The 18316-nt window shown below is 70.5% G+C and carries 16 protein-coding genes and 1 pseudogene; 6 read left to right on the top strand and 11 right to left on the bottom strand.

What is annotated here, in order from left to right; genetic code table 11:
* Positions 1-162 carry a hypothetical protein gene (locus NCCP_RS14995; protein WP_172627360.1) on the top strand — a complete coding sequence of 54 codons (162 nt, stop codon included), beginning with the start codon at positions 1-3 and terminating at the stop codon, positions 160-162.
* Positions 163-451: 289 nt separating this feature from the next.
* Positions 452-2832 (top strand): annotated as a pseudogene (ppsA, locus tag NCCP_RS09655) (phosphoenolpyruvate synthase).
* A 74-nt stretch (positions 2833-2906) separates the two neighbouring features.
* Here ppsA and NCCP_RS09650 read toward each other — a convergent pair.
* From NCCP_RS09650 to NCCP_RS09640, 3 genes are all read right to left on the bottom strand, one after another.
* Positions 2907-3830 carry a 4'-phosphopantetheinyl transferase family protein gene (locus NCCP_RS09650; RefSeq protein ID WP_149957044.1) on the bottom strand — a complete coding sequence of 308 codons (924 nt, stop codon included), beginning with the start codon at positions 3828-3830 and terminating at the stop codon, positions 2907-2909.
* A gap of 96 nt (positions 3831-3926) precedes the next feature.
* The gene (locus NCCP_RS09645) at positions 3927-4496 is read right to left on the bottom strand and encodes a hypothetical protein (RefSeq protein ID WP_149957043.1); all 570 of its coding nucleotides are present in this window, start codon (positions 4494-4496) and stop codon (positions 3927-3929) included.
* A 15-nt stretch (positions 4497-4511) separates the two neighbouring features.
* Complete coding sequence (locus tag NCCP_RS09640; protein ID WP_149957042.1) at positions 4512-5660, bottom strand: zinc-dependent alcohol dehydrogenase; 1149 nt, start codon at positions 5658-5660, stop codon at positions 4512-4514.
* A gap of 377 nt (positions 5661-6037) precedes the next feature.
* Here NCCP_RS09640 and NCCP_RS09635 point away from each other — a divergent pair, with 377 nt between their 5' ends.
* Together NCCP_RS09635 and NCCP_RS09630 are read left to right on the top strand one after the other, a co-directional pair.
* Positions 6038-7141: an NADH:flavin oxidoreductase gene (locus NCCP_RS09635; protein WP_149957041.1), complete on the top strand. Its 1104-nt coding sequence runs from the start codon at positions 6038-6040 to the stop codon at positions 7139-7141.
* A 171-nt stretch (positions 7142-7312) separates the two neighbouring features.
* A complete protein-coding gene (locus NCCP_RS09630) occupies positions 7313-8440 on the top strand; it encodes an NAD(P)/FAD-dependent oxidoreductase (RefSeq protein WP_149957040.1) in 1128 nt (375 codons plus the stop codon).
* A gap of 20 nt (positions 8441-8460) precedes the next feature.
* On the opposite strand, the gene NCCP_RS09625 is transcribed toward NCCP_RS09630, so the two are convergent.
* The 7 genes from NCCP_RS09625 to NCCP_RS09600 all read right to left on the bottom strand — a co-directional run bounded on the left by NCCP_RS09625 (position 8461) and on the right by NCCP_RS09600 (position 14191).
* A complete protein-coding gene (locus NCCP_RS09625; protein ID WP_149957039.1) occupies positions 8461-8898 on the bottom strand; it encodes a VOC family protein in 438 nt (145 codons plus the stop codon).
* Between the two features lie 10 nt (positions 8899-8908).
* Positions 8909-9043 (bottom strand): hypothetical protein, encoded by a 135-nt coding sequence (locus NCCP_RS15440; protein ID WP_263970136.1) that lies wholly within the window; start codon positions 9041-9043, stop codon positions 8909-8911.
* A gap of 9 nt (positions 9044-9052) precedes the next feature.
* Positions 9053-10795, bottom strand: coding sequence for an alpha-amylase family protein (locus NCCP_RS09620; RefSeq protein ID WP_149957038.1), 1743 nt, complete (start codon positions 10793-10795; stop codon positions 9053-9055).
* A gap of 16 nt (positions 10796-10811) precedes the next feature.
* Positions 10812-11777 carry a TIGR03885 family FMN-dependent LLM class oxidoreductase gene (locus NCCP_RS09615; protein ID WP_149957037.1) on the bottom strand — a complete coding sequence of 322 codons (966 nt, stop codon included), beginning with the start codon at positions 11775-11777 and terminating at the stop codon, positions 10812-10814.
* 13 nt (positions 11778-11790) lie between these two features.
* Positions 11791-12024, bottom strand: coding sequence for a hypothetical protein (locus tag NCCP_RS09610; RefSeq protein WP_149957036.1), 234 nt, complete (start codon positions 12022-12024; stop codon positions 11791-11793).
* A 385-nt stretch (positions 12025-12409) separates the two neighbouring features.
* Entirely contained in the window at positions 12410-12619 is a 210-nt protein-coding gene (locus NCCP_RS09605) for a dodecin (RefSeq protein ID WP_149957035.1), read from the bottom strand.
* Between the two features lie 414 nt (positions 12620-13033).
* On the bottom strand, positions 13034-14191 hold the full coding sequence (locus NCCP_RS09600) for a hypothetical protein (protein WP_149957034.1): 1158 nt from the start codon (positions 14189-14191) through the stop codon (positions 13034-13036).
* A 259-nt stretch (positions 14192-14450) separates the two neighbouring features.
* Between NCCP_RS09600 and NCCP_RS09595 the strand changes: the two genes are divergently transcribed.
* Complete coding sequence (locus tag NCCP_RS09595) at positions 14451-15011, top strand: dihydrofolate reductase family protein (protein WP_149957033.1); 561 nt, start codon at positions 14451-14453, stop codon at positions 15009-15011.
* Positions 15012-15050: 39 nt separating this feature from the next.
* Here NCCP_RS09595 and NCCP_RS09590 read toward each other — a convergent pair whose 3' ends face one another.
* Positions 15051-15560, bottom strand: coding sequence for a hotdog fold thioesterase (locus NCCP_RS09590; protein ID WP_225873775.1), 510 nt, complete (start codon positions 15558-15560; stop codon positions 15051-15053).
* Positions 15561-15642: 82 nt separating this feature from the next.
* Between NCCP_RS09590 and polA the strand changes: the two genes are divergently transcribed.
* Entirely contained in the window at positions 15643-18273 is a 2631-nt protein-coding gene (polA, locus tag NCCP_RS09585; protein ID WP_263970137.1) for a DNA polymerase I, read from the top strand.
* The last annotated feature ends 43 nt before the right edge of the window (positions 18274-18316 follow it).

The raw sequence follows: 18316 nt of genomic DNA, 5'->3' as shown, positions 1-18316 counted from the left end.
GTGGCGTCGCGGGAAAAATACGCCACCAGGCAGGCCGCCACCCCCACTGTGAAGCTGGCGACCCAGGCGGACCTCATCGCCTGGACCACGCGCGGAGGCGGCGGGGACACCCGGATCGGTGCCGGCGCCGTGCTGGACATCCCGGGCCGCGCCGGCTTGTGAGGAGCCCCCGCTCCCGGGGGTCCGTCCGGACGCGCCGAGGGTGGTCCGCCGTTGCCTTGGTTCGCGTCCGTTCGTGCAGCCATGCACGTAATGTAACGGACATCACACGCATTTTCGGGAAACTGTGGTGCTTCTCACGGGCCCCGGCGCCGATCGGACGCCGCTTCGGGCCGCCCCGCGGGCGGTGCTTTTCCCCTCCCTGCGGCGTACCCTGACAGCGGGCGGCGCCGGGACCACGGCGCAGCACCAGTCCAGCACGCAGGGGAAGGGCGCCATACGGGAGGACGCAATGGGGCATCGGCACATCCTGTGGTTCGAGGAGGTCGGGCTCGGCGACATCGACCAGGTCGGCGGCAAGAACGCCTCCCTGGGGGAGATGACCCGGGCCCTGAAAACGGCCGGCGTCCGGGTTCCGGACGGTTTTGCAACCACCGCCGCCGCCTACCGTTCCTTCCTGTCCGCCAATGGGCTCGAGCCCCGCCTGGAAGCCCTGCTCGAAGAGTTTCGCGCAGGCCGCGCCGGCCTGCAGGCCACCGGCTCGGCGCTGCGCAACCTCGTCCTTGCCTCCACCCTGCCGGACGCGCTCGCGGGTGCGCTCCGCCAGGCCTACCGCACCCTGGCAGCCCGGGCCGGACTGGACGGGCCGGCGGTCGCCGTCCGCTCCAGCGCCACCGCCGAGGACCTGCCTGATGCGAGCTTCGCCGGACAGCAGGAAACGTACCTGAATATCACCGGGGAGGAGGACCTGCTCCGGGCCTGCCTGCGCTGTTACGCCTCACTGTTCACCGACCGGGCAATCAGCTACCGGCAGGCGCAGGGGTTCGGCCACCTCGATGTCGCGCTCTCCGTGGGGGTCCAGCGCATGGTCCGCTCCGACCTTGGCGCCTCCGGGGTGATGTTCTCCATCGACCCGGACACCGGCTTCCCGGGCGCCGTCGTGATCAGCGCGGCCTGGGGCCTGGGAGAAACCGTCGTAAAGGGCTCCGTGGATCCGGACCGCTACACCGTCTTCAAGCCGCTGCTCGCCCGCCCGGGGGCCGTGCCCATCATCGGTGCCGCCACCGGCGGCAAGGAGCGCAAGATGGTCCTGGCCGGGGACGGAAGCACCCTCACGGTGGACACCAGCCCGGAGGAACGCCGTGCCCGGGTCCTGGACGAGCCGGAGGTCATCCACCTGGCCCGCTGGGCCCTGGCCGTCGAGGAGCACTATGGCCGCCCGATGGACCTTGAGTGGGCCAGGGACGGGGCCACCGGCGAACTCTTCATGGTCCAGGCCAGGCCAGGCCCGAGACCGTCCAGGCCCGGCGCAGCGGGGACCGGTTCACCGTCCACCACCTCACCGGCAAGGGGCCCCTGCTGCTCACCGGCAGTGCGGTGGGGGAATCGATCGCCGTCGGTGGGGCCTGCCTGGTCCGCAGCCCGGCCGACCTGGCCAGCTTCCGCGACGGCGCCATCCTGGTCGCCGAGATGACGGATCCGGATTGGGTTCCGGTGATGCGCCGGGCCGCCGGAATCGTCACTGATCATGGCGGCCCGACCAGCCACGCGGCGATCGTCAGCCGCGAACTGGGCGTTCCCGCCGTCGTTGGCACCGGAAACGGCACCGCCCTGCTCGCCGACGGGGACACGATCACGCTCTCCTGTGCCGAAGGTGAGCAGGGGCGCGTCTACGCCGGCGCCCTGGCCTTCGAGGCCGAGGAGGTCGACCTGGGCGGCCTGCCCCGCCCCCGCACGGACGTGATGGTGAACATGGCCGATCCCTCGGCCGCCTTCCGCTGGTGGCGCCTGCCGGCGGCCGGGGTGGGCCTGGCCCGGATGGAATTCATCATCGGCAACCTGATCAAGGCCCACCCGATGGCCCTGGTGCACCCCGAACGCGTCCGGGACCCCGCCGCCCTCGGACGCATCCGCGAGCTGGCGGCCGGCTTCGCGGACCCTTCCGAATACTTCGTCCACACGCTTGCCCACGGAATCGCCCGGCTGGCGGCCCCCTACCATCCGGGTCCGGCCATCGTGCGCCTGAGCGACTTCAAGTCCAACGAATATGCCCACCTGCTCGGCGGGGAGGGCTTCGAGCGGGCGGAGGAGAACCCCATGCTGGGCTTCCGCGGTGCCTCCCGCTATTACGACGAGCGCTACCGCGCCGGGTTCGAGCTCGAATGCCGCGCCCTGGTACGGGTGCGCGAGCACCTGGGCTTCACCAACGTGGTGCCCATGGTGCCCTTCTGCCGCACCCCGGGGGAGGCGGACAAGGTCCTGGGGGTGATGGCGGCCAACGGGCTGGAGCGCGGCCGCGACGGCCTGCAGGTCTACGTGATGTGCGAGATCCCCTCCAACGTGGTGCTGGCCGAGGAGTTCGCCCGGCGTTTCGACGGCTTCTCGATCGGCTCCAACGACCTCACCCAACTGGTCCTGGGCGTCGACCGCGACGCCGCGGACCTGGCGGCCCTGTTCGACGAGCGCGACCCGGCGGTCACCGCCATGATCGCCGAGGCCATCCGCAAGGCCCACGCCGCGGGCATCAAGATCGGTATCTGCGGGCAAGGGCCCAGCAACCATCCCGACTTCGCGGCCTTCCTGGTGCGGGAGGGCATCGACTCGATCTCCCTCAATCCGGACAGTTTCCTGCGCACCGTGCGCACGATCGCCGAGGCCGAGGCGTTTCAGTAGCCGGGCGTTTCAGTAGCCGGGCGTTTCAGCAGCCTGGCGTTTCCGTATCCCGGCGCACCGGCCTCCGGGGAGCGCTACCCGCCCCCGGGGGCCAACCCGGACAGCGGAACCTCAAGGGCCGGCAGCGCGGGGGCGGAGGCGAGGGCCGCCACGTGGGCCGGGCCCGCACCGATCCAGCGGACCCACAGCGCCTTTGCCGCCGGCAGGTCCGGGGCCGAGACCGGGAAGGCCGCCTCCGGCGGGAACAGGCGCCCTGCCGCCAGGGCCGGGTCCAGGACGGTCAGCCGGTGGGGCTCGATCCGCAGCCCGTCCCCGGTGGCCTTCAGCACCGCCTCCTTGGCCGTCCACGCGGCCATCCGCAGCAGGCCCGGGTTGGGGGAGGCCGCCAGCAGCGCCCGTTCGGCGGGGGAGAGGGCCAGGGCATCGAAGCCGTCAACGAAGCCGCCAACCGGTCCCGGGCGCACGGGCGCGGTGCCTTCTCCGGCGTCGGTGCCCTGTCCTGCCTCGGAGTCCTGTCCGGCATCCATGACCTGTTCGACGTCGATGCCCAGCATCGTGCCGGCCGGTCCCACGGCGGCCATCACCAGGGTGCGCGTGCGCGAGAGCGACACCGCGGCGCCGCCCGCCTCAGGCTTGCCGTGGTCCGCGGCGCCGCAGTCTCCGCAGCGGCGGGTGATCTCCACCAGTGCGGCGGAAGCGGCGGACCCGGTGAGCACGTACGCGGCCAGCAGGCGCAGCAGGGCCCGTGAGGCCAGGAACGCCTCCGCATCCGCGGCCACCCGCAGCCCCGCGGCCCTGCCGGCCTCGGCGCCCAGCACGGCCGGGTAACCGCCCAAGGCCGCCACCGCGGCCCGGACCTCGGCGGGAGCGGCAAACGCGTAGCGGATCGTTCCCCGCGGTGCCGCCGCCGAGGCGGCATCCTCCCGGACGGCCGCGATCGAGCCGGCCGCAATTGAGCCTGCAGCGGTGGTGGCGGCACGGCGGCGGAGGGACTTCACGGGGCCATCCTAGGCGCTGGAAGGTCCGCCGCGGCGATGGCCTGCGGAGGTGGCCGGGCGCGCCTTCAGGCGTGGACCACCGGGTGTGCCCGTGGGTCAGGACCGGCGGCGCCACAGGGCCCTGACCGCCAGGGCGGCACCCGTCACGGCCAGGACCCACGGTCCGGCAACGACCAGCGGGTCCATCCATTGATGGGCCAGGTCCGCCCGCCTGCCCTCCCGTCGGGAGGTGATTCCGTGTCCGTGCAGTTCGGCGGGGATGCCGGTTTCGGACAGGGGGTTGTCCGGGCGCGGGCCTGCCAGGGACCGGAGATGGCTTTCCCAGGCGTCGATCCGGTCCCCGGCAAGCAGAAGGAGCCAGTGCGCTGCCCGCGCCTCGCTGTAGCGGGTGTAGGCCAGCCTCCTGACCTTCCCGGACAGGCCCTTCAGGGGAATCGAGGTGCCGAACACCGGGGGGAGGAACTTGTGCTCAATGGACCGTTCCCGGGGCTGCCTTTCCTCCTGGCGCTCCGGAAAGTCCCAATGGGCCCCGGTGTCCAGGTCCGTGCGCTCCCGGGGAACGGACGGACGGTCGGCCGGGTCCAGGTCCACGCCCCACCCGGGTATCTCCCGCCGCAACTGGTCGGCGGTCCTGGGCCGGGGCGGTTTCTGCGCCGTGTAGGGCATGGTCGTCTCTCCCGCCTAGTGGTTGTTCGGAACGATCAGTGTCTTGATGCAGCCGTCGAGCTTGGAGGAGAACAGGTGGTAGCCCTCGGCGATGTGTTCCAGCGGGATGCGGTGCGTGACGATGTCGCTGGGTTTGAGGTAGCCGTTGCGGATGTGTTCGAAGAGCCTGGGCCACTGCCGCTTGACCGGGCACTGGTTCATGCGCAGCGTCAGGCCCTTGTTGACGGCGTCGCCAAACTTCACGGCGCTGAACATCGGGCCGTAGGCCCCCACGACGGAGACGGTTCCGCCCTTGCGGACGGAGTCGATCGCCCAGTTCAGCGCCACGGGCGATCCGCCCTGCAGCTTGAGCTTGGCGGCGGTGATGTGCTGGGTGAGGTTGCCGTCGGCCTCGGCGCCGACGGCGTCGATCACCACGTCGGCGCCGAGGTGGTCGGTGGCTTTCTTCAGGTCCACCACGATGTCGTCGTGTTCGGCGAAATTGTACGTCTCGGCATGGGCGAACGTCCGCGCCTTCTCGAGCCGGTACTCAAGGTGGTCCACCACGATCACCCGCCCCGCACCCATCAGCCACGAAGACTTGGCCGCGAACAGCCCCACGGGCCCGGCGCCGAAAACCACCACCGTGTCGCCCTCGGCGATGTCCCCCAACTGGGCGCCGAAGTACCCGGTCGCCAGGGCGTCGGTGAGCAGGACCGCGTCCTCCTCGTCCATCCAGTCCGGGATCGGCGCGGGTCCGACGTCGGCGAAGGGGACCCGCACGTATTCGGCCTGCCCGCCGTCGTACCCCCCGCAGGTGTGGGAGTACCCGTAGATGCCCCCGACGGCCGTGGCATTGGGGTTCACGTTGTGGCAGTTCGAATAGAGCCCGCGCGCGCAGAAGTAGCAGGAACCGCAATAGATGTTGAAAGGCACCATGACCCGGTCACCGGGACGGAGGTTCCGCACCGAGGGGCCGACCTCGTGGACCACGCCGACGAACTCGTGCCCGAACGTCGAGCCCACCCGCGTATCCGGCATCATCCCGTGGTAAATGTGCAGGTCCGAGCCGCAGATCGCGGCCCGGGTAACCTTCACGATCGCATCGTTCGGATGCTCAATCCTGGGCATGTCCTTCTCTTCCACCCGGACCTTGTACGGCCCCCGATACACCATTGCCCGCATCACACCGCCACCTTCACGCCGGCCGCCAGATCCCTACAACCGTCCTACCAATGGGCGCGGGGGTCAAGGCTGGCCGCGCCACGGCATGGATGCCCGGCCCTGTCCTTGGACCCCGTCCCCGGGTTCCGGCGGGAGTTCGTGGAGGAGCCGGATAAGGGGCCTGGGGGCCGGATCCCCGCCCGCGCGGGTGCGTTTTCAGGCATGGCCGGCACGTCCGAAGGCCCCGTGGGACAAAAGACGAAACGGGACAAAGCTCAAACGGGGTACAAAGCCGTAACGCGGCGCAGGCCCGCACCGGCCTTTACTGGCCGGCCCGGTTCGGTGTAACCCTGTCACCATAGGGTGGGCCCCAACCCTGAAGAATCCAAGGAGATCCCATGACGAACCTCGCTCCGCTCTGGTCGCCCCTGCAGATCGGTTCCACGCAACTGCCCCACCGCGTGGCGCTGGCCCCCATGACGCGCGTCAGCGCCACCTCGGACGGGCTGGTCACCGAGAAGATGGTCTCCTACTACGAGGCCTTTGCCCGGGGCGGTTTCGCCCTGCTGGTTACCGAGGGCATCTACCCCGACACCGCCTACAGCCAGGGCTACCTGTACCAGCCCGGCCTGGCCACCGACGACCAGGCCAGATCCTGGGCAGCGGCGGTGGACGCGGTCCACGCCGCCGGGTCCACGATCTTCGCCCAGCTCATGCACGCCGGCTCCCAGGCCCAGGGCAACCGCTTCGTGGACTCCACCATCGGCCCCTCGGCCGTTGCCCCCAAGGGGGAGCAGTTGGGCTTCTACCGCGGCGAGGGCCCGTACCGGGTGCCCGCGGAAATCACCCGGGAACAGATGGAGGAGGTCCGGGAGGGCTTCGTGGCCGCTGCGCTGCGGGCCCGGGACGCCGGCTTCGACGGCGTGGAGATCCACGGCGCCAACGGGTACCTGCTGGATGAGTTCCTCACCGACTACCTGAACCAGCGGACCGACGAGTACGGCGGTTCCCCGCAGAACCGGGTGCGCTTCCCCGCGGAAATCTGCCGGGCCGTGCGCGAGGCCGCCGGCCCGGACCTGACTGTAGGCATCCGGATCTCCCAGGCCAAGGTCAGCGACCACGACCACCGGTGGGCCGGCGGCGCCGCGGAGGCCGAAGTCATCTTCTCCACCCTGGCCGCCACGGGCATCGACTTCCTCCACACCACCGAGTACAAGGCCTACGCGCCGGCCTTCGGCGACGGGGGACCCTCACTGGCCGCCCTGGCCAAGCGGCATTCCGGGCTGCCGGTGATCGCCAACGGCCACCTGGACGACCCGGAGACGGCCGTGTCCATGCTGACCGAGGGCGCGGCCGACGTCGTCGCCCTGGGCAAGGCGGCCCTGGGCAACAGGGACTGGCCGGACCGGGTCCGCACCGGACGGCCCCTGAACGAACTCGACGCCAGCCTGTTCGACCCGGTGGCCGACGTTAAGGACTGGGAACTGGAACTGCTCTCCTAAGGGGGCTTTCCGCTTTCCCAGCGCGGGGGCCTCCTGTACCAAGGCCTGTACCAAGGGATGGAATGGTCCTTCCCTCCCGGCCCCACGGGCCCGGCCCCGCTCTGAGCCATGCCGGCCACCGGTACCGTGGCCGGCATGGACGCGGCGCCCTTCGGGGCGGATAGTGGGGGCATGGCGACCAACGTCATGATCCTCGGTGCCGGCTTCGGCGGCCTGGAGCTGGCGACCCTGCTGTCCGAGCGCCTCGCGGCCGACGTCGCGGTGACCCTCGTCGACCAGGAGGACGCGTTCGTCTTCGGGTTCTCGAAGCTCGACGTGCTCGCCGGCAGGTGCACCGGCGACGAGGTGCGCATCCCGTACGCGCGGTTCGCCAAGCCGGGCGTGGAGTTCCGCCGCGAGCGCGTGGTGGCGATCGATCCCGCGGCGCGGCGCGTAGTGACCGATGCGGCAACCTACGATCCCGACCTGCTGGTGGTCGCCCTCGGCGCCGAGTACGACATGGCCGCCACGCCCGGGTTCGCTGATGGCGGCTTCGAGTACTACACCGTGGCCGGCGCGGCGCGGCTGCGCGATGAACTCGCCGCATTCGGCGGCGGCAGGGTGCTGCTCGCGGTGCTCGGCATCCCGTTCAAGTGCCCGCCCGCCCCGTACGAGGGGATCCTGCTGGTGCACGATGCGCTCGCCGCCCGCGGGATCCGGGAGGCCAGCGCGCTCCACATCGTCTCGCCCCAGCACGCGCCGATCCCGGTCTCGCGGGAGGCGTCCGCGGCCCTGGAGCGCGCCTTGGCCGAACGCGGCATCGAGTACACCAAGCGCCATCGCGTCTACGGGATCGACCCCGCGAGGAAAATGGCCCAATACAAGGATCACGAGGAGCCCTACGACCTGTTCATCGGCATCCCCGTGCACCGGGTCCCCGAGGTTGCCGTCCGCGCCGGCCTCACCCAGGACGGGTGGGTCGCGGTCGATCCGCTCACGTACGGGACCCGGTTCCCGGGCGTCTACGCGCTCGGGGACTGCGCCGAGTCCGGCATCCCCAAGGCCGGGACGTTCGCCGAGAGCGCCGCCCGCGTCGTCGCCGCGCAGATCGTACGGGAGGTCAGGGGCCGGGGCGGTCCCGAGCGCGGCGGCAAGGGGCTGTGCTACATCGAGTACGGCGACGGCGAGGTCGGGCGCGTCGACGTCGACTTCCTTGCCCCCGGCGGGCCGACCGCGCCGTTCCTTGGTCCGACGCGGGCGTACGCTGCCGAGAAGGCGCAGTTCGGAGCGGTGCGGCGCGCACGCTGGTTCAGGTCCTAGTGCCACGCCGGTCCGGGCCGTCAGGCCTTCTTCAGTTCCTCGGCGAGCATCACGATGATGCCGCTGGGACCGCGGACGTAGGTGAGCCTGTAGGTGTCCCCGTACGCTGCCACACCGCGTAGCGGCCGGCAGCCATGCTTCGCGGCGGTCTCCAGGGCCGCGTCGAGGTCGTCGACCGAGAAGGCGACGCGGTGCATCCCGATCCCGTTGGGCCGGGCGGGTCCCGGGTCGACCGTTTCGGGGTGGATGTACTCGAACAGTTCCAGGCGCCCGTGGCCGTCCGGTGTTTGGAGCAGTGCGATGTTGGCATGGTTGCCGTCCAGTCCGACGGCGGTGTCGGCCCACGCGCCCCGGACGGTGTCACGGCCAATGACCGTGAGGCCAAGGTCGGTGAAAAAGGCAATGGCTTCTTCCAGGTCGCGCACCGCAATGCCAACATTCTCCAGTTTGATGGCCATGCGCTTCACGCTACCGAGCCGGACCCGCCGTCACCAGCATCCGGGAGTGGCCGCGCAGGCGCTGGAACAGCCCGGCGCAGCGGTGGCCGTCGCCGCCCGGCACCAGCTCCGGGACCCGCTGGCTGGACTGTTTCGAACCGGCCACCCGGGCCTTTCACCCCAGATCGGGGAGGTCCGCCTGTGAACCCCGTGTTCCCGGTGCCTGCGGGGCGCCGAACCAGCGGAAGCCGCGGGCGCCCAGCTGGACCGCGACCCGGCCTTCGCCGTCGACCACGAGCGGCGGGTCCGAGCCCTGGGGGGCGCCGGGCCCGGGGCGCCATCGCGCGGAGATCAGGTCGTGCAGCTCGTGTCCGGGCTGGACGCCGGGCAGCTTGACGGAGGTGCTGACCGGCTCGGGGGAGAAGTTGTGGACCGCGACGATCGAGGCCTCGCCGGTGGCGGCGCGGTGCGCCAGCACGCAGGGCAGCGGCTGGTCGAGGATTTCCAGCTCCCCCCAGCCGAGCTCGGGGTGCCGCCGGTAGACGTCGATCACATGGCGCAGGAAGTTGAACAGGGATTCCGGGTCGGACCTGCACTCTTCGACGTTGACGCGTTCCGGGCCAAACCGGCCCTCGACCAGCGCAGCAGGGAACGCCTTGGGGTTTGCGGTGGAGAAGCCCGCGCCCGGATCCGGGGACCACTGCATCGGGGTGCGCACGGCGTGCCGGCCCGGGGCGGCCAGGTTCTCGCCCATGCCGATCTCCTCGCCGTAGAGCAGCGTGGGGGTCCCCGGCAGGGAGAAGACCAGCGAATACACCATCCGCAGCCATTGTTGGTCGCCATCAAGCATGGGCGGCAGCCGCCGGCGCAGGCCGCGGCCGTAGACCTGGTGCTCGGGGGCGGGGCCGAAGGCGGCGAACACCTCGCCGCGCTCGGCCTCGGTGAGCTGGTCCAGGGTGAGCTCGTCGTGGTTGCGCACGAAGACCGCCCACTGGGCCTCGCGCCGGATGGCCGGGCGGTTCTTGAGGGCGGTGGCCAGGGCGCTGGCATCACCGCGGGCCAGCGAGAGGTAGAGGTACTGCATCGCCACGAAATCGAAGATCAGGTCCAGTTCGGCGGCACCGGACTCCCCGAAGAGGGACCGCTGCCCGTCGTAGGGCATGTTCACCTCGCCGAGCAGCACGGCGTCGCCGCGTCGCCGCCCGATGAAGGAGCGCAGGTCCCGCAGCACCTCGTGGGGGTTGGCGACGTCGTCATTTTTCGGCTTGTTCGGCGGGCCCAGGGAGAGCAGTTGCGGAACGCCGTCCACGCGGAACCCGTCGAAGCCCAGTTCCAGCCAGAATCCGGCGATCTTCGCGATCTCCGTCCGGACGGCCGGGTTGGACAGGTTCAGGTCCGGCTGGTGCCTGTAGAAGTGGTGCAGATACCACTTTCCGGCTTTGCGGTCCCTGGTCCAGATCGCCTCCTGCTCGCCGGGGAACACCACCATCCCCGAGGTGTCCGGCGGCTTGTCCTCGCGCCACACGTAGTACTGGTGGTAGGGACTTTTTGGGTCCTCGCGCGCTTGGAGAAACCAGGGGTGCTGGCTGGAGGTGTGGTTGACCACCAGGTCGGCGATGACGCGCAGGCCCCGGTCCTTGGCGGTGCGGACCAGTTCGACGACGTCGCCGAGGCTGCCCAGGCGCCGGTCCACGCCGTAGAAGTCGACGACGTCGTACCCGTCGTCCCGCTCCGGCGTCGGATAGAACGGCATGAGCCAGAGGCAGGTGACGCCCAGCTCCACCAGGTGGTCCAGCCGCCGGCCGAGTCCCTCAAGGTCCCCGATGCCGTCCCCGTTGGCGTCGTGGAAGGTTTCGACGTCCGCGCAGTAGATGACGGCGGTCTTCCACCAGAGGTCGGAGGTGTCGGTGAGTCTCATGGCGCCTTAGCCACGCTCATGGCTGCTCAGCCAGATGCGGCAGGACGTGGTCCCCGAATGCGTCGATGAACGCCGTCTGCTCCTGTCCCACGTGGTGCAGGTAGACCTCGTCGAATCCGAGTGCGGCCAGCGCCGCCACACGGTCGGTGAGTTCGGAGAGGTCGGAGGAGACCAGCACGGACCCGCGGACCTCCTGCGGTGAGGTGCGCGCGGCGATGGCCTCGAAGTGTTCGGGCGTCGGCAGGTCCCAGGTGACGGGCGGCGCGACGCTGCTCCCCGCCCATTGTTCATGGGCGATCCGTTCCGCCTCAGACTCCTCCGGTGCCCAGCAAAGGTGGACCTGGAGGGCCAGCGGGCCGGTGCCTCCGGCGCCGCGGTAGGCGTCGATAACCTTTCGGAGCTGCTCCTCCGGCTGGTTGATCGTGATCAGTCCCTCGGCCCATCCGGCGGACCAGGCCGCCGTCTCGGTGGAAATGGCCGGGGCCAGGATTTTGGGCGCTTCCCCGGGCCGGTCCCACAGCCTGGCGTCCTCGACGTGGATGGTTCCGCGGTGGGTGACCCGTTCACCGGCGAAGAGCCGGCGCATCACGTCCACGGACTCGGCGAGGCGCCGGCTGCGCACGTCCTTGGGCGGCCACGGTTCCCCGGTCACCGACTCGTTGAGGTTCTCCCCGGTTCCGGCTGCCATCCACAGCCGTCCCGGATACATCGTGGCCAGCGTGGCGGCTGCCTGCGCGAGGATGGCCGGATGGTAGCGCTGGCCGGGGGCGGTGACGGTGCCAAAGCGCAGGCCCGTCGTGGCCAGCGCCGCACCCAGCCAAGCCCACGTGTAGGCCGAATGGCCCTGCGCCGAGGTCCAGGGGTTGAAGTGGTCCGAGCACATGGCGGCCTGGAAGCCGGCCGCCTCGGCGTGGCGCACGTCGTTGAGAAGCTGCGTGGGGCCGGCCTGTTCGTGGGAGGCATGGAATCCGATGAGCGCCATGGTCCGTCCCTGGTCAGGCGCGGTCGCTGGCCTGCTCATGGCCGGCCTGGCGCGCGCAGTGGGAGCAGCAGTACACCGCTTCGGGCGCCTCGACCCCGTGGCCGAGGATCCGGCAGCCGCAGTGGCCGCATTTCGGCGCCATCATGTGGATGGCGCATTCGAAACTGTCGAAGGTCATCGTTTCGCCGGCGCGGCTCAGGGTGAAGGTGTTCTGGTACTCGTTGCCGCACATGTCGCAGGTGGCCATCGTTCCTCCTCGCGCCGGCTTCCCAGAAGACTGACGGGCCCACTGGGCGTGGTGCCGGCTGTGGTTCGGGTGGTGATTCCGGCCGGATCCGACCCTCGGGTTCCTTCCGCTGGCGGGTTTCCGGCGCGCCTGTGCCCCTCACGCTAACAACACCCCGGAGGCATGTGAAGCCGTCACCGCGCTCCCGCCTCCGGCGTCGGACGCCCCGGGGTGCGCCCGCGGGGGTGCACCCACACGGGTGCACTCATACGGAGCAGGGCCGGAAACGCCGGAACCAGGACAGCTCGATGGCTCTCGGCCGCCCCGGCCCCGGCACGGCCTGGAGCCAGGCTCGTGCCGGGGCCGGGCGCGGCCGCGAAAATTCGGTGTTCGGCTTTTGTGATGTTCAGCTTTCGTGGCGGAAACCCAGTTTGATGGTGACCTGCCAGTCGGCCACGCGTCCTTCGTCGAGGTTCCCGCGTACCGAGGTGACTTCGAACCAGTCAAGGTTCCGGAGGGTCTTGGATGCTTCGCCGATGGCATTGTTGACCGCCGCTTCGATCCCTTCGGGAGAGGATCCGACGATTTCCGTGACGTTGTAGACGTGGTTGGCCATGGTTCCTCCTGGATGGCGGGCCGGGGCTTGTCCCCGGGTGTCACCGGCCACGCTAGCGCCATGGACCGTATGGGACTAGGGGAATCCCCGGCAGCTTTAGCCTCCGGGCCAACAGGATCGGGCCGGAGGCCTGGACCCTTTGGCGGCCGGGACGCCGTTCCCGTCCGGGCTGCGGGCAGGGCGCGGGCGGGCGGCAAGCTCACCGCCGTCGGCGGCCCCTGGCCGGCCGGTACCACGCTGACCTGCCGGTGGTGCCGCCACGGCAGGCGGATCAGTGGCGCCACGAAATCCACGTCCACTCCCACTTCCAGCGACGGTGGCCAGCGGCGGACGGCGGCGCCCGGCCGGAGGCGGAGGGGCGCCGCCGGGGTCGGACCCGACTGGACCGGTCAAGGCGCGGCCGAGCAGGACCGGTTAGAGCTGGACCTGCTGGAGCTGGACCGGCTGGAGCTGGACAGTGCGGCGCCGCCAGGCGGTCAGGGCAGCCCCGGCGAGGACCAGCGAGAACCCGCCGGCGGCGATCCCGGCAGTGCTTCCGGCACCGGTTTCGGCCAGCGCAGCGGAGTGGGCCAGGGGAGCGGCCAGCCCGGCTGCGGTGACGGCAAGGCGTGCGGGCGTCTTCCCGGCCGCAGGCTCCACGGCGGCGGGAGCTTCTTCGGCTCCGGCTTCGGCACCTGTCCCGGCGGATGCCGGATCGGTGCCCGCGTCCGCCCCGTCGTTCCCGGCCTCCTCGAGGAACTCGAACATTCCCCGGATCCCGCCGATGAGTTCCGCGACCGCCTCCTCGTCGCCGGCCAGCAGGTCCAGGAACAGGGCTTCGAGGCCTTCCCAGTCTCCGGCCAGCAGGAGTTCGGTCATCAGGTCCATCAGGTACAGCATTCCCTCCGATTCCAGGAGGAGGTCCAGGTTCGCCTCGTCGAGGAGCCACTCCTCCAGCAGGGCCGGGTCGCTGGCGACCCCGGCGGGAATGTTGAAGTCTTCCGGGTCGAAGAGCCTGTCGCCGATCCTGATCGGTTCGTTGGCCGGGGTGCCGGTCTCCCCGTCCGTGGGGACGTTGTTGGAGACGTCGCTGGGGACGTCGGGGACGGTCCCTTCGCCGGAGTCCGGCGCCGCGTTCCCCGCCGGGCTTCCATCCCCGCCCGGGGCGGTGTCCGCCTCCACCGGAAGCAGTTCCACGGTCCCGGTGAGGAGCGAGGGGGATACCTCGGTGGGAGCTTCGGACGGCACGGAGTCCTCCTGGCCCGCGGTTTCCTGGCCCGCGGTGTCTTGACCCGCGGTTTCCTGGCCCGCGGTTTCCTGGCCTGCGACCTCGGGGGCCTGCGGGGCCTGGGTGGCGTCTTCGGGACCCTCTTGGGCTGCCGGAGCGGCATCCGATGCCCCGCCGTCGGGGGTTTCCTCCAGCGGGCTTGCCGGGCCGGCGGTGGAGTTCCCGGCGCCCTGCAGGAAGGCGGAACCTTCTTCCGCCGGTGCCTGCGCAGCCGCGGCGTCTGAGGCCGCCGGATCGGCCTGGGCCGGTCCGGCCCCCAGGAGAAGGGCTCCGCCGACCCCGGCGGAAACAAGGATGGAACGCATACGCAACCTCATCGGGCTGGCTTCCTCTCAAGCGCGCGGAGGCACCGCGTGGACACGGGTGCAGGAGGCGAGGTCGGCGTGCGGCCTGCGGTCCTGGTGTCCCCCTCGAAAGTCCCCCCCGCCAAGATCATATGCCCAAGTCAAGCTCTTTCCGCGGCAGCCAGGCACCGTGTGGCCCAAAAGTGCGCCTCCGGCCGGGCCACCGGCCGGCCTGCCCCAGGCGGTGCCGGTTCGCCATGCTGCCGCTAGGATGTGCCCCATGGCACGCTTCCGGTACTACGTGGCGGCATCGGTGGATGGCTTCATTGCCGACAGAAACAACGACCTCGGCTGGCTGCTGGCCTTTGACGGCTTCGAGGGGCACCAGCAGAACTACGACGATTTCCTCACCGGCATCGGCGCCCTGGTCATGGGAGGCGAGACCTACGCATGGATGCACGCCCACGCTCCGGGCGCGTGGCCCTACCCGGGGCTGCCCACCTGGGTCCTGACGCACCATGAGCAGGCCGGCTGGCCCGGCGCCGACCTGACGTTCATCCGGGGCGACCTCTCCGAGTGGGCCCCGGACATCGCCGCGGACGCGGGAGACAAGGACGTGTGGGTGGTCGGCGGCGGCCGCGTCGCCGGGGAATTCGCCGACGCCGGGCTGCTGGATGAGATTATCCTCTTCACCATGCCGGTGGTGCTGGGCGGCGGCCGGCCGCTCCTGGCGGCCGGCACCCCGCTGCGGCTGGAGGTGACGTCCTCCCGCGAGTACGGGGGCGGCATCCGCGAGACGCGCTACACCGTCCTCAAAGACACCCCCGCGGCACAGCCCTGAGGGCGGGGCAGCCCTGAGGCCGGGCCGGCCGGGTCCGGCCTAGCTGTCCAGCAGCATGTTGGTGATGCGCGCCGTGCACACCCGCCTGCCGTCCTCGCCGGTAATCACGATCTCGTGGGTGGTCAGCGTCCTGCCCAGGTGGATCGGCATGCAGGTGCCGGTGACCAGCCCGGAGAGTCCCGGGCGGTGGTGCGTGACATTGAGGTCCACCCCTACGGGACGGCGGTCCTCCCCGCCGTAGGCCGCCGCGGCAACCGAGCCCAGCGTCTCGGCCAGCGCCGCCGACGCGCCGCCGTGCAGGATCCCGGCCACCTGCTGGTTGCCCTCCACCGGCATGGTGGCCACCACCCGCTCCACCGTGATCTCGCGGAACACGATTCCCAACTTCTCCACCAGCGTGCCCACGCCGTGCGCCGCGAAGCGCCCGTGCATCTCCTCCGGAATCCCATGCGCCACCAACTGCCCCCGGAAGGGGTGGCCGGCGTCGGGTCCGGCGGCTCCGGCGGCGTGCTTTGGGAGGCCCGCGGTCCGCGTGAAATTGTCCGTCATGCCAACTAGGCTGGCACCCGTGAGCTCTACAACCAAAAACGACGCCGGTTCCCCGCGCCTTCTTGTCATCGACGGGCATTCCATGGCCTTCCGCGCCTTCTATGCCCTCCCCGCGGAAAACTTCGCAACCGACACCGGCCAGCACACCAACGCGGTCTACGGCTTCGTTTCCATGCTCATCCGCATGATCCAGGACCAGGCCCCCACCCACGTGGGGGTCGCCTTCGACCTGGACACCCCGACTTTCCGGTCCGAGGAGTACACCGAGTACAAGGCCGGCCGGAACAAGACCCCCGAGGAGTTCCACGGCCAGATCGACCTCATCCAGAAGGTCATGGAAGCCATGAACATCCCCACCCTGACCAAGGACGGGTACGAGGCGGATGACATCATCGCCACCCTCGCCGCGCGGGGCGAGGCGGCCGGCTGGGACGTCGTCGTCGTCTCCGGCGACCGCGACGCGTTCCAGCTGATCACCGACAAGACCACTGTCCTCTACCCCAAGAAGGGCGTCTCCGACATCCCGCCAATGGACGGCGACGCGGTGGAGGCCAAGTACTTCGTGCGCCCGGAACACTACTCCGACCTGGCGGCGCTGGTTGGCGAGACCGCCGACAACCTGCCCGGCGTGCCCGGGGTCGGGCCCAAGACCGCGGCCAAGTGGATCAACCTGTATGGCGGCCTCGAGGGCATCCTGGAAAACCTGGACGCCATCAAGGGCAAGGTCGGGGATTCCCTGCGCGAGCACGTTGAGGACGTCAGGCGCAACCGCCGCCTCAACCAGCTGCTGCGCGATTTGGAGCTTCCGGTCACCCTGGAGGCCCTGGAGCTGGAGCGGCCCAACCGCGACGCCGTCGAGGAACTCTTCGACGCCCTGCAGTTCAACACCCTGCGCAAGCGCCTCTTCGACCTCTTCGGCGAGGAGGAGGCGGAGGCCCCGGAAACCGAGGAGGTTCCGGCCCACGTGCTGCTGGATTCGGCGGCGGCCGTCCATGACTGGTTCGCCGCCAACGGGGGACACACCTTCGGCGTGCACCTGCGCACCGTCGCCGGCCCGGCCGGGAACGACGCCGTCGGCGTCGCCTTCGCGACCGTGGAGGCGGCCGCCTACGCCGACCTGGAAGCCGCGGACGCGGAGACCGAGGCCGAACTGGCGCGCATCCTGGGCTCCGCGGACCACAAGAAGGCCGTCCACGACTTCAAAGCGGCCTACAAGCTGCTGCTGGAGCGCGGAATCGAACTGCGTGGCGTCGAGGACGACACGATGATCTCCGCCTACCTCATCCAGCCGGACCGGCGCAGCCACGAACTGGCGGATATCGCCCAGCACCACCTGCGCATTCCGCTCGAGGCCACCGCCCCCGCCGACGCCGGCCAGCTGGCCCTGGACCTGGGCGGCGAAGACGTCGTGTCCCCGGCCGTGCGCGCCGCCCACGTGGTGCGCCTGCTTTCCGGGCACCTGGCCGGGCAGGTCCTCGAACGCGGGTCCCTGAGGCTGCTGTCCGAAATGGAGCTGCCGCTGTCGGTCGTGCTGGCCAAGATGGAGCGCACCGGCATCGCCGTGGACGCGGAGCGGCTCGACGGGCTGCTGGCCGACTTCACCCGCACCATCGACGCCGCCACCGCCGAGGCCTATGCGGCGATCGGCCATGAGGTGAACCTGGGTTCGCCCAAGCAGCTGCAGGTGGTCCTCTTTGAGGAGCTTGGCCTGCCCAAGACCAAGAAGATCAAGACCGGGTACACCACCGACGCCGACTCCCTGGCCGACCTGCTGGCCAAGACCCAGCACCCGTTCCTGGTCCACCTGATGGCTTACCGCGACGCCGCCAAGCTGCGCCAGACCGTGGAGGGGCTGCGCAAGGCCGTCGCAGACGACGGGCGCATCCACACCACCTACGCGCAGACCGTGGCCGCCACCGGGCGCCTGTCCTCGCTGAACCCGAACCTGCAGAACATTCCGGTACGCAGCGAGGAGGGTCGGCGCATCCGCGCGGTCTTCACCGTGGGGGAGGGCTACGAGACCCTGCTCACCGCGGACTACTCGCAGATCGAGATGCGCATCATGGCCCACCTGTCCGGGGACGAGTCGCTGGTCCAGGCCTACCTTGACGGTGAGGACCTGCACCGCTTCGTCGGCTCGCGCGTCTTCAACGTCGCGCCCGCCGACGTCACGCCCGACATGCGGGCCAAGGTCAAGGCCATGTCCTACGGACTGGCCTACGGGCTGAGCTCCTTTGGCCTCTCCAAGCAGCTGAACATCCCCGTGGATGAGGCCCGCACGCTGATGAAGGACTACTTCGCCCGCTTCGGCGCGGTGCGGGACTACCTGCGCTCGGTCGTCGAGCAGGCCCGCGTGGACGGCTACACCTCCACCATCGAGGGCCGGCGCCGCTACCTGCCGGAACTGGCCAGCGACAACCGCCAGCTGCGGGACATGGCCGAGCGCGCCGCGCTGAACGCCCCCATCCAGGGCTCCGCCGCGGACATCATCAAGAAGGCCATGCTCGACGTCGACGCCGCGATGGCCGAGGCCGGGCTCGCCTCGCGGATGCTGCTGCAGGTCCACGACGAACTGGTCTTCGAGGTGGCCCCCGGAGAGGCCGAGGCCCTGGAGGCGCTGGTGCGCAAGTGCATGGGGGGCGCCGCCGACCTGCGCGTGCCCCTGGACGTGCAGGTGGGCCTGGGCCGCAGCTGGCAGGACGCCGGCCACTAGGTCCGCGCAGCCGGATTGTCCTTTTGACCGGATTGCACAGGGG

Origin of the sequence: Zafaria cholistanensis, from assembly GCF_008580665.1 — a bacterium.
Lineage (GTDB): Bacteria > Actinomycetota > Actinomycetes > Actinomycetales > Micrococcaceae > Zafaria > Zafaria cholistanensis.
This window is presented reverse-complemented; position numbering and strand designations above follow the sequence as displayed.

Bases quoted from the DNA above. Each gene is read 5' to 3' on its own strand.
- NCCP_RS09645 (WP_149957043.1), bottom strand. From the start codon at position 4,496: ATGCCCTACACGGCGCAGAAACCGCCCCGGCCCAGGACCGCCGACCAG.
- NCCP_RS09640 (WP_149957042.1), bottom strand. From the start codon at position 5,660: ATGCGGGCAATGGTGTATCGGGGGCCGTACAAGGTCCGGGTGGAAGAG.
- NCCP_RS09635 (WP_149957041.1), top strand. From the start codon at position 6,038: ATGACGAACCTCGCTCCGCTCTGGTCGCCCCTGCAGATCGGTTCCACG.
- NCCP_RS09630 (WP_149957040.1), top strand. From the start codon at position 7,313: ATGGCGACCAACGTCATGATCCTCGGTGCCGGCTTCGGCGGCCTGGAG.
- NCCP_RS09625 (WP_149957039.1), bottom strand. From the start codon at position 8,898: ATGGCCATCAAACTGGAGAATGTTGGCATTGCGGTGCGCGACCTGGAA.
- NCCP_RS09620 (WP_149957038.1), bottom strand. From the start codon at position 10,795: ATGAGACTCACCGACACCTCCGACCTCTGGTGGAAGACCGCCGTCATC.
- NCCP_RS09615 (WP_149957037.1), bottom strand. From the start codon at position 11,777: ATGGCGCTCATCGGATTCCATGCCTCCCACGAACAGGCCGGCCCCACG.
- NCCP_RS09610 (WP_149957036.1), bottom strand. From the start codon at position 12,024: ATGGCCACCTGCGACATGTGCGGCAACGAGTACCAGAACACCTTCACC.
- NCCP_RS09605 (WP_149957035.1), bottom strand. From the start codon at position 12,619: ATGGCCAACCACGTCTACAACGTCACGGAAATCGTCGGATCCTCTCCC.
- NCCP_RS09600 (WP_149957034.1), bottom strand. From the start codon at position 14,191: ATGCGTTCCATCCTTGTTTCCGCCGGGGTCGGCGGAGCCCTTCTCCTG.
- NCCP_RS09595 (WP_149957033.1), top strand. From the start codon at position 14,451: ATGGCACGCTTCCGGTACTACGTGGCGGCATCGGTGGATGGCTTCATT.
- NCCP_RS09590 (WP_225873775.1), bottom strand. From the start codon at position 15,560: ATGACGGACAATTTCACGCGGACCGCGGGCCTCCCAAAGCACGCCGCC.
- polA (WP_263970137.1), top strand. From the start codon at position 15,643: ATGGCCTTCCGCGCCTTCTATGCCCTCCCCGCGGAAAACTTCGCAACC.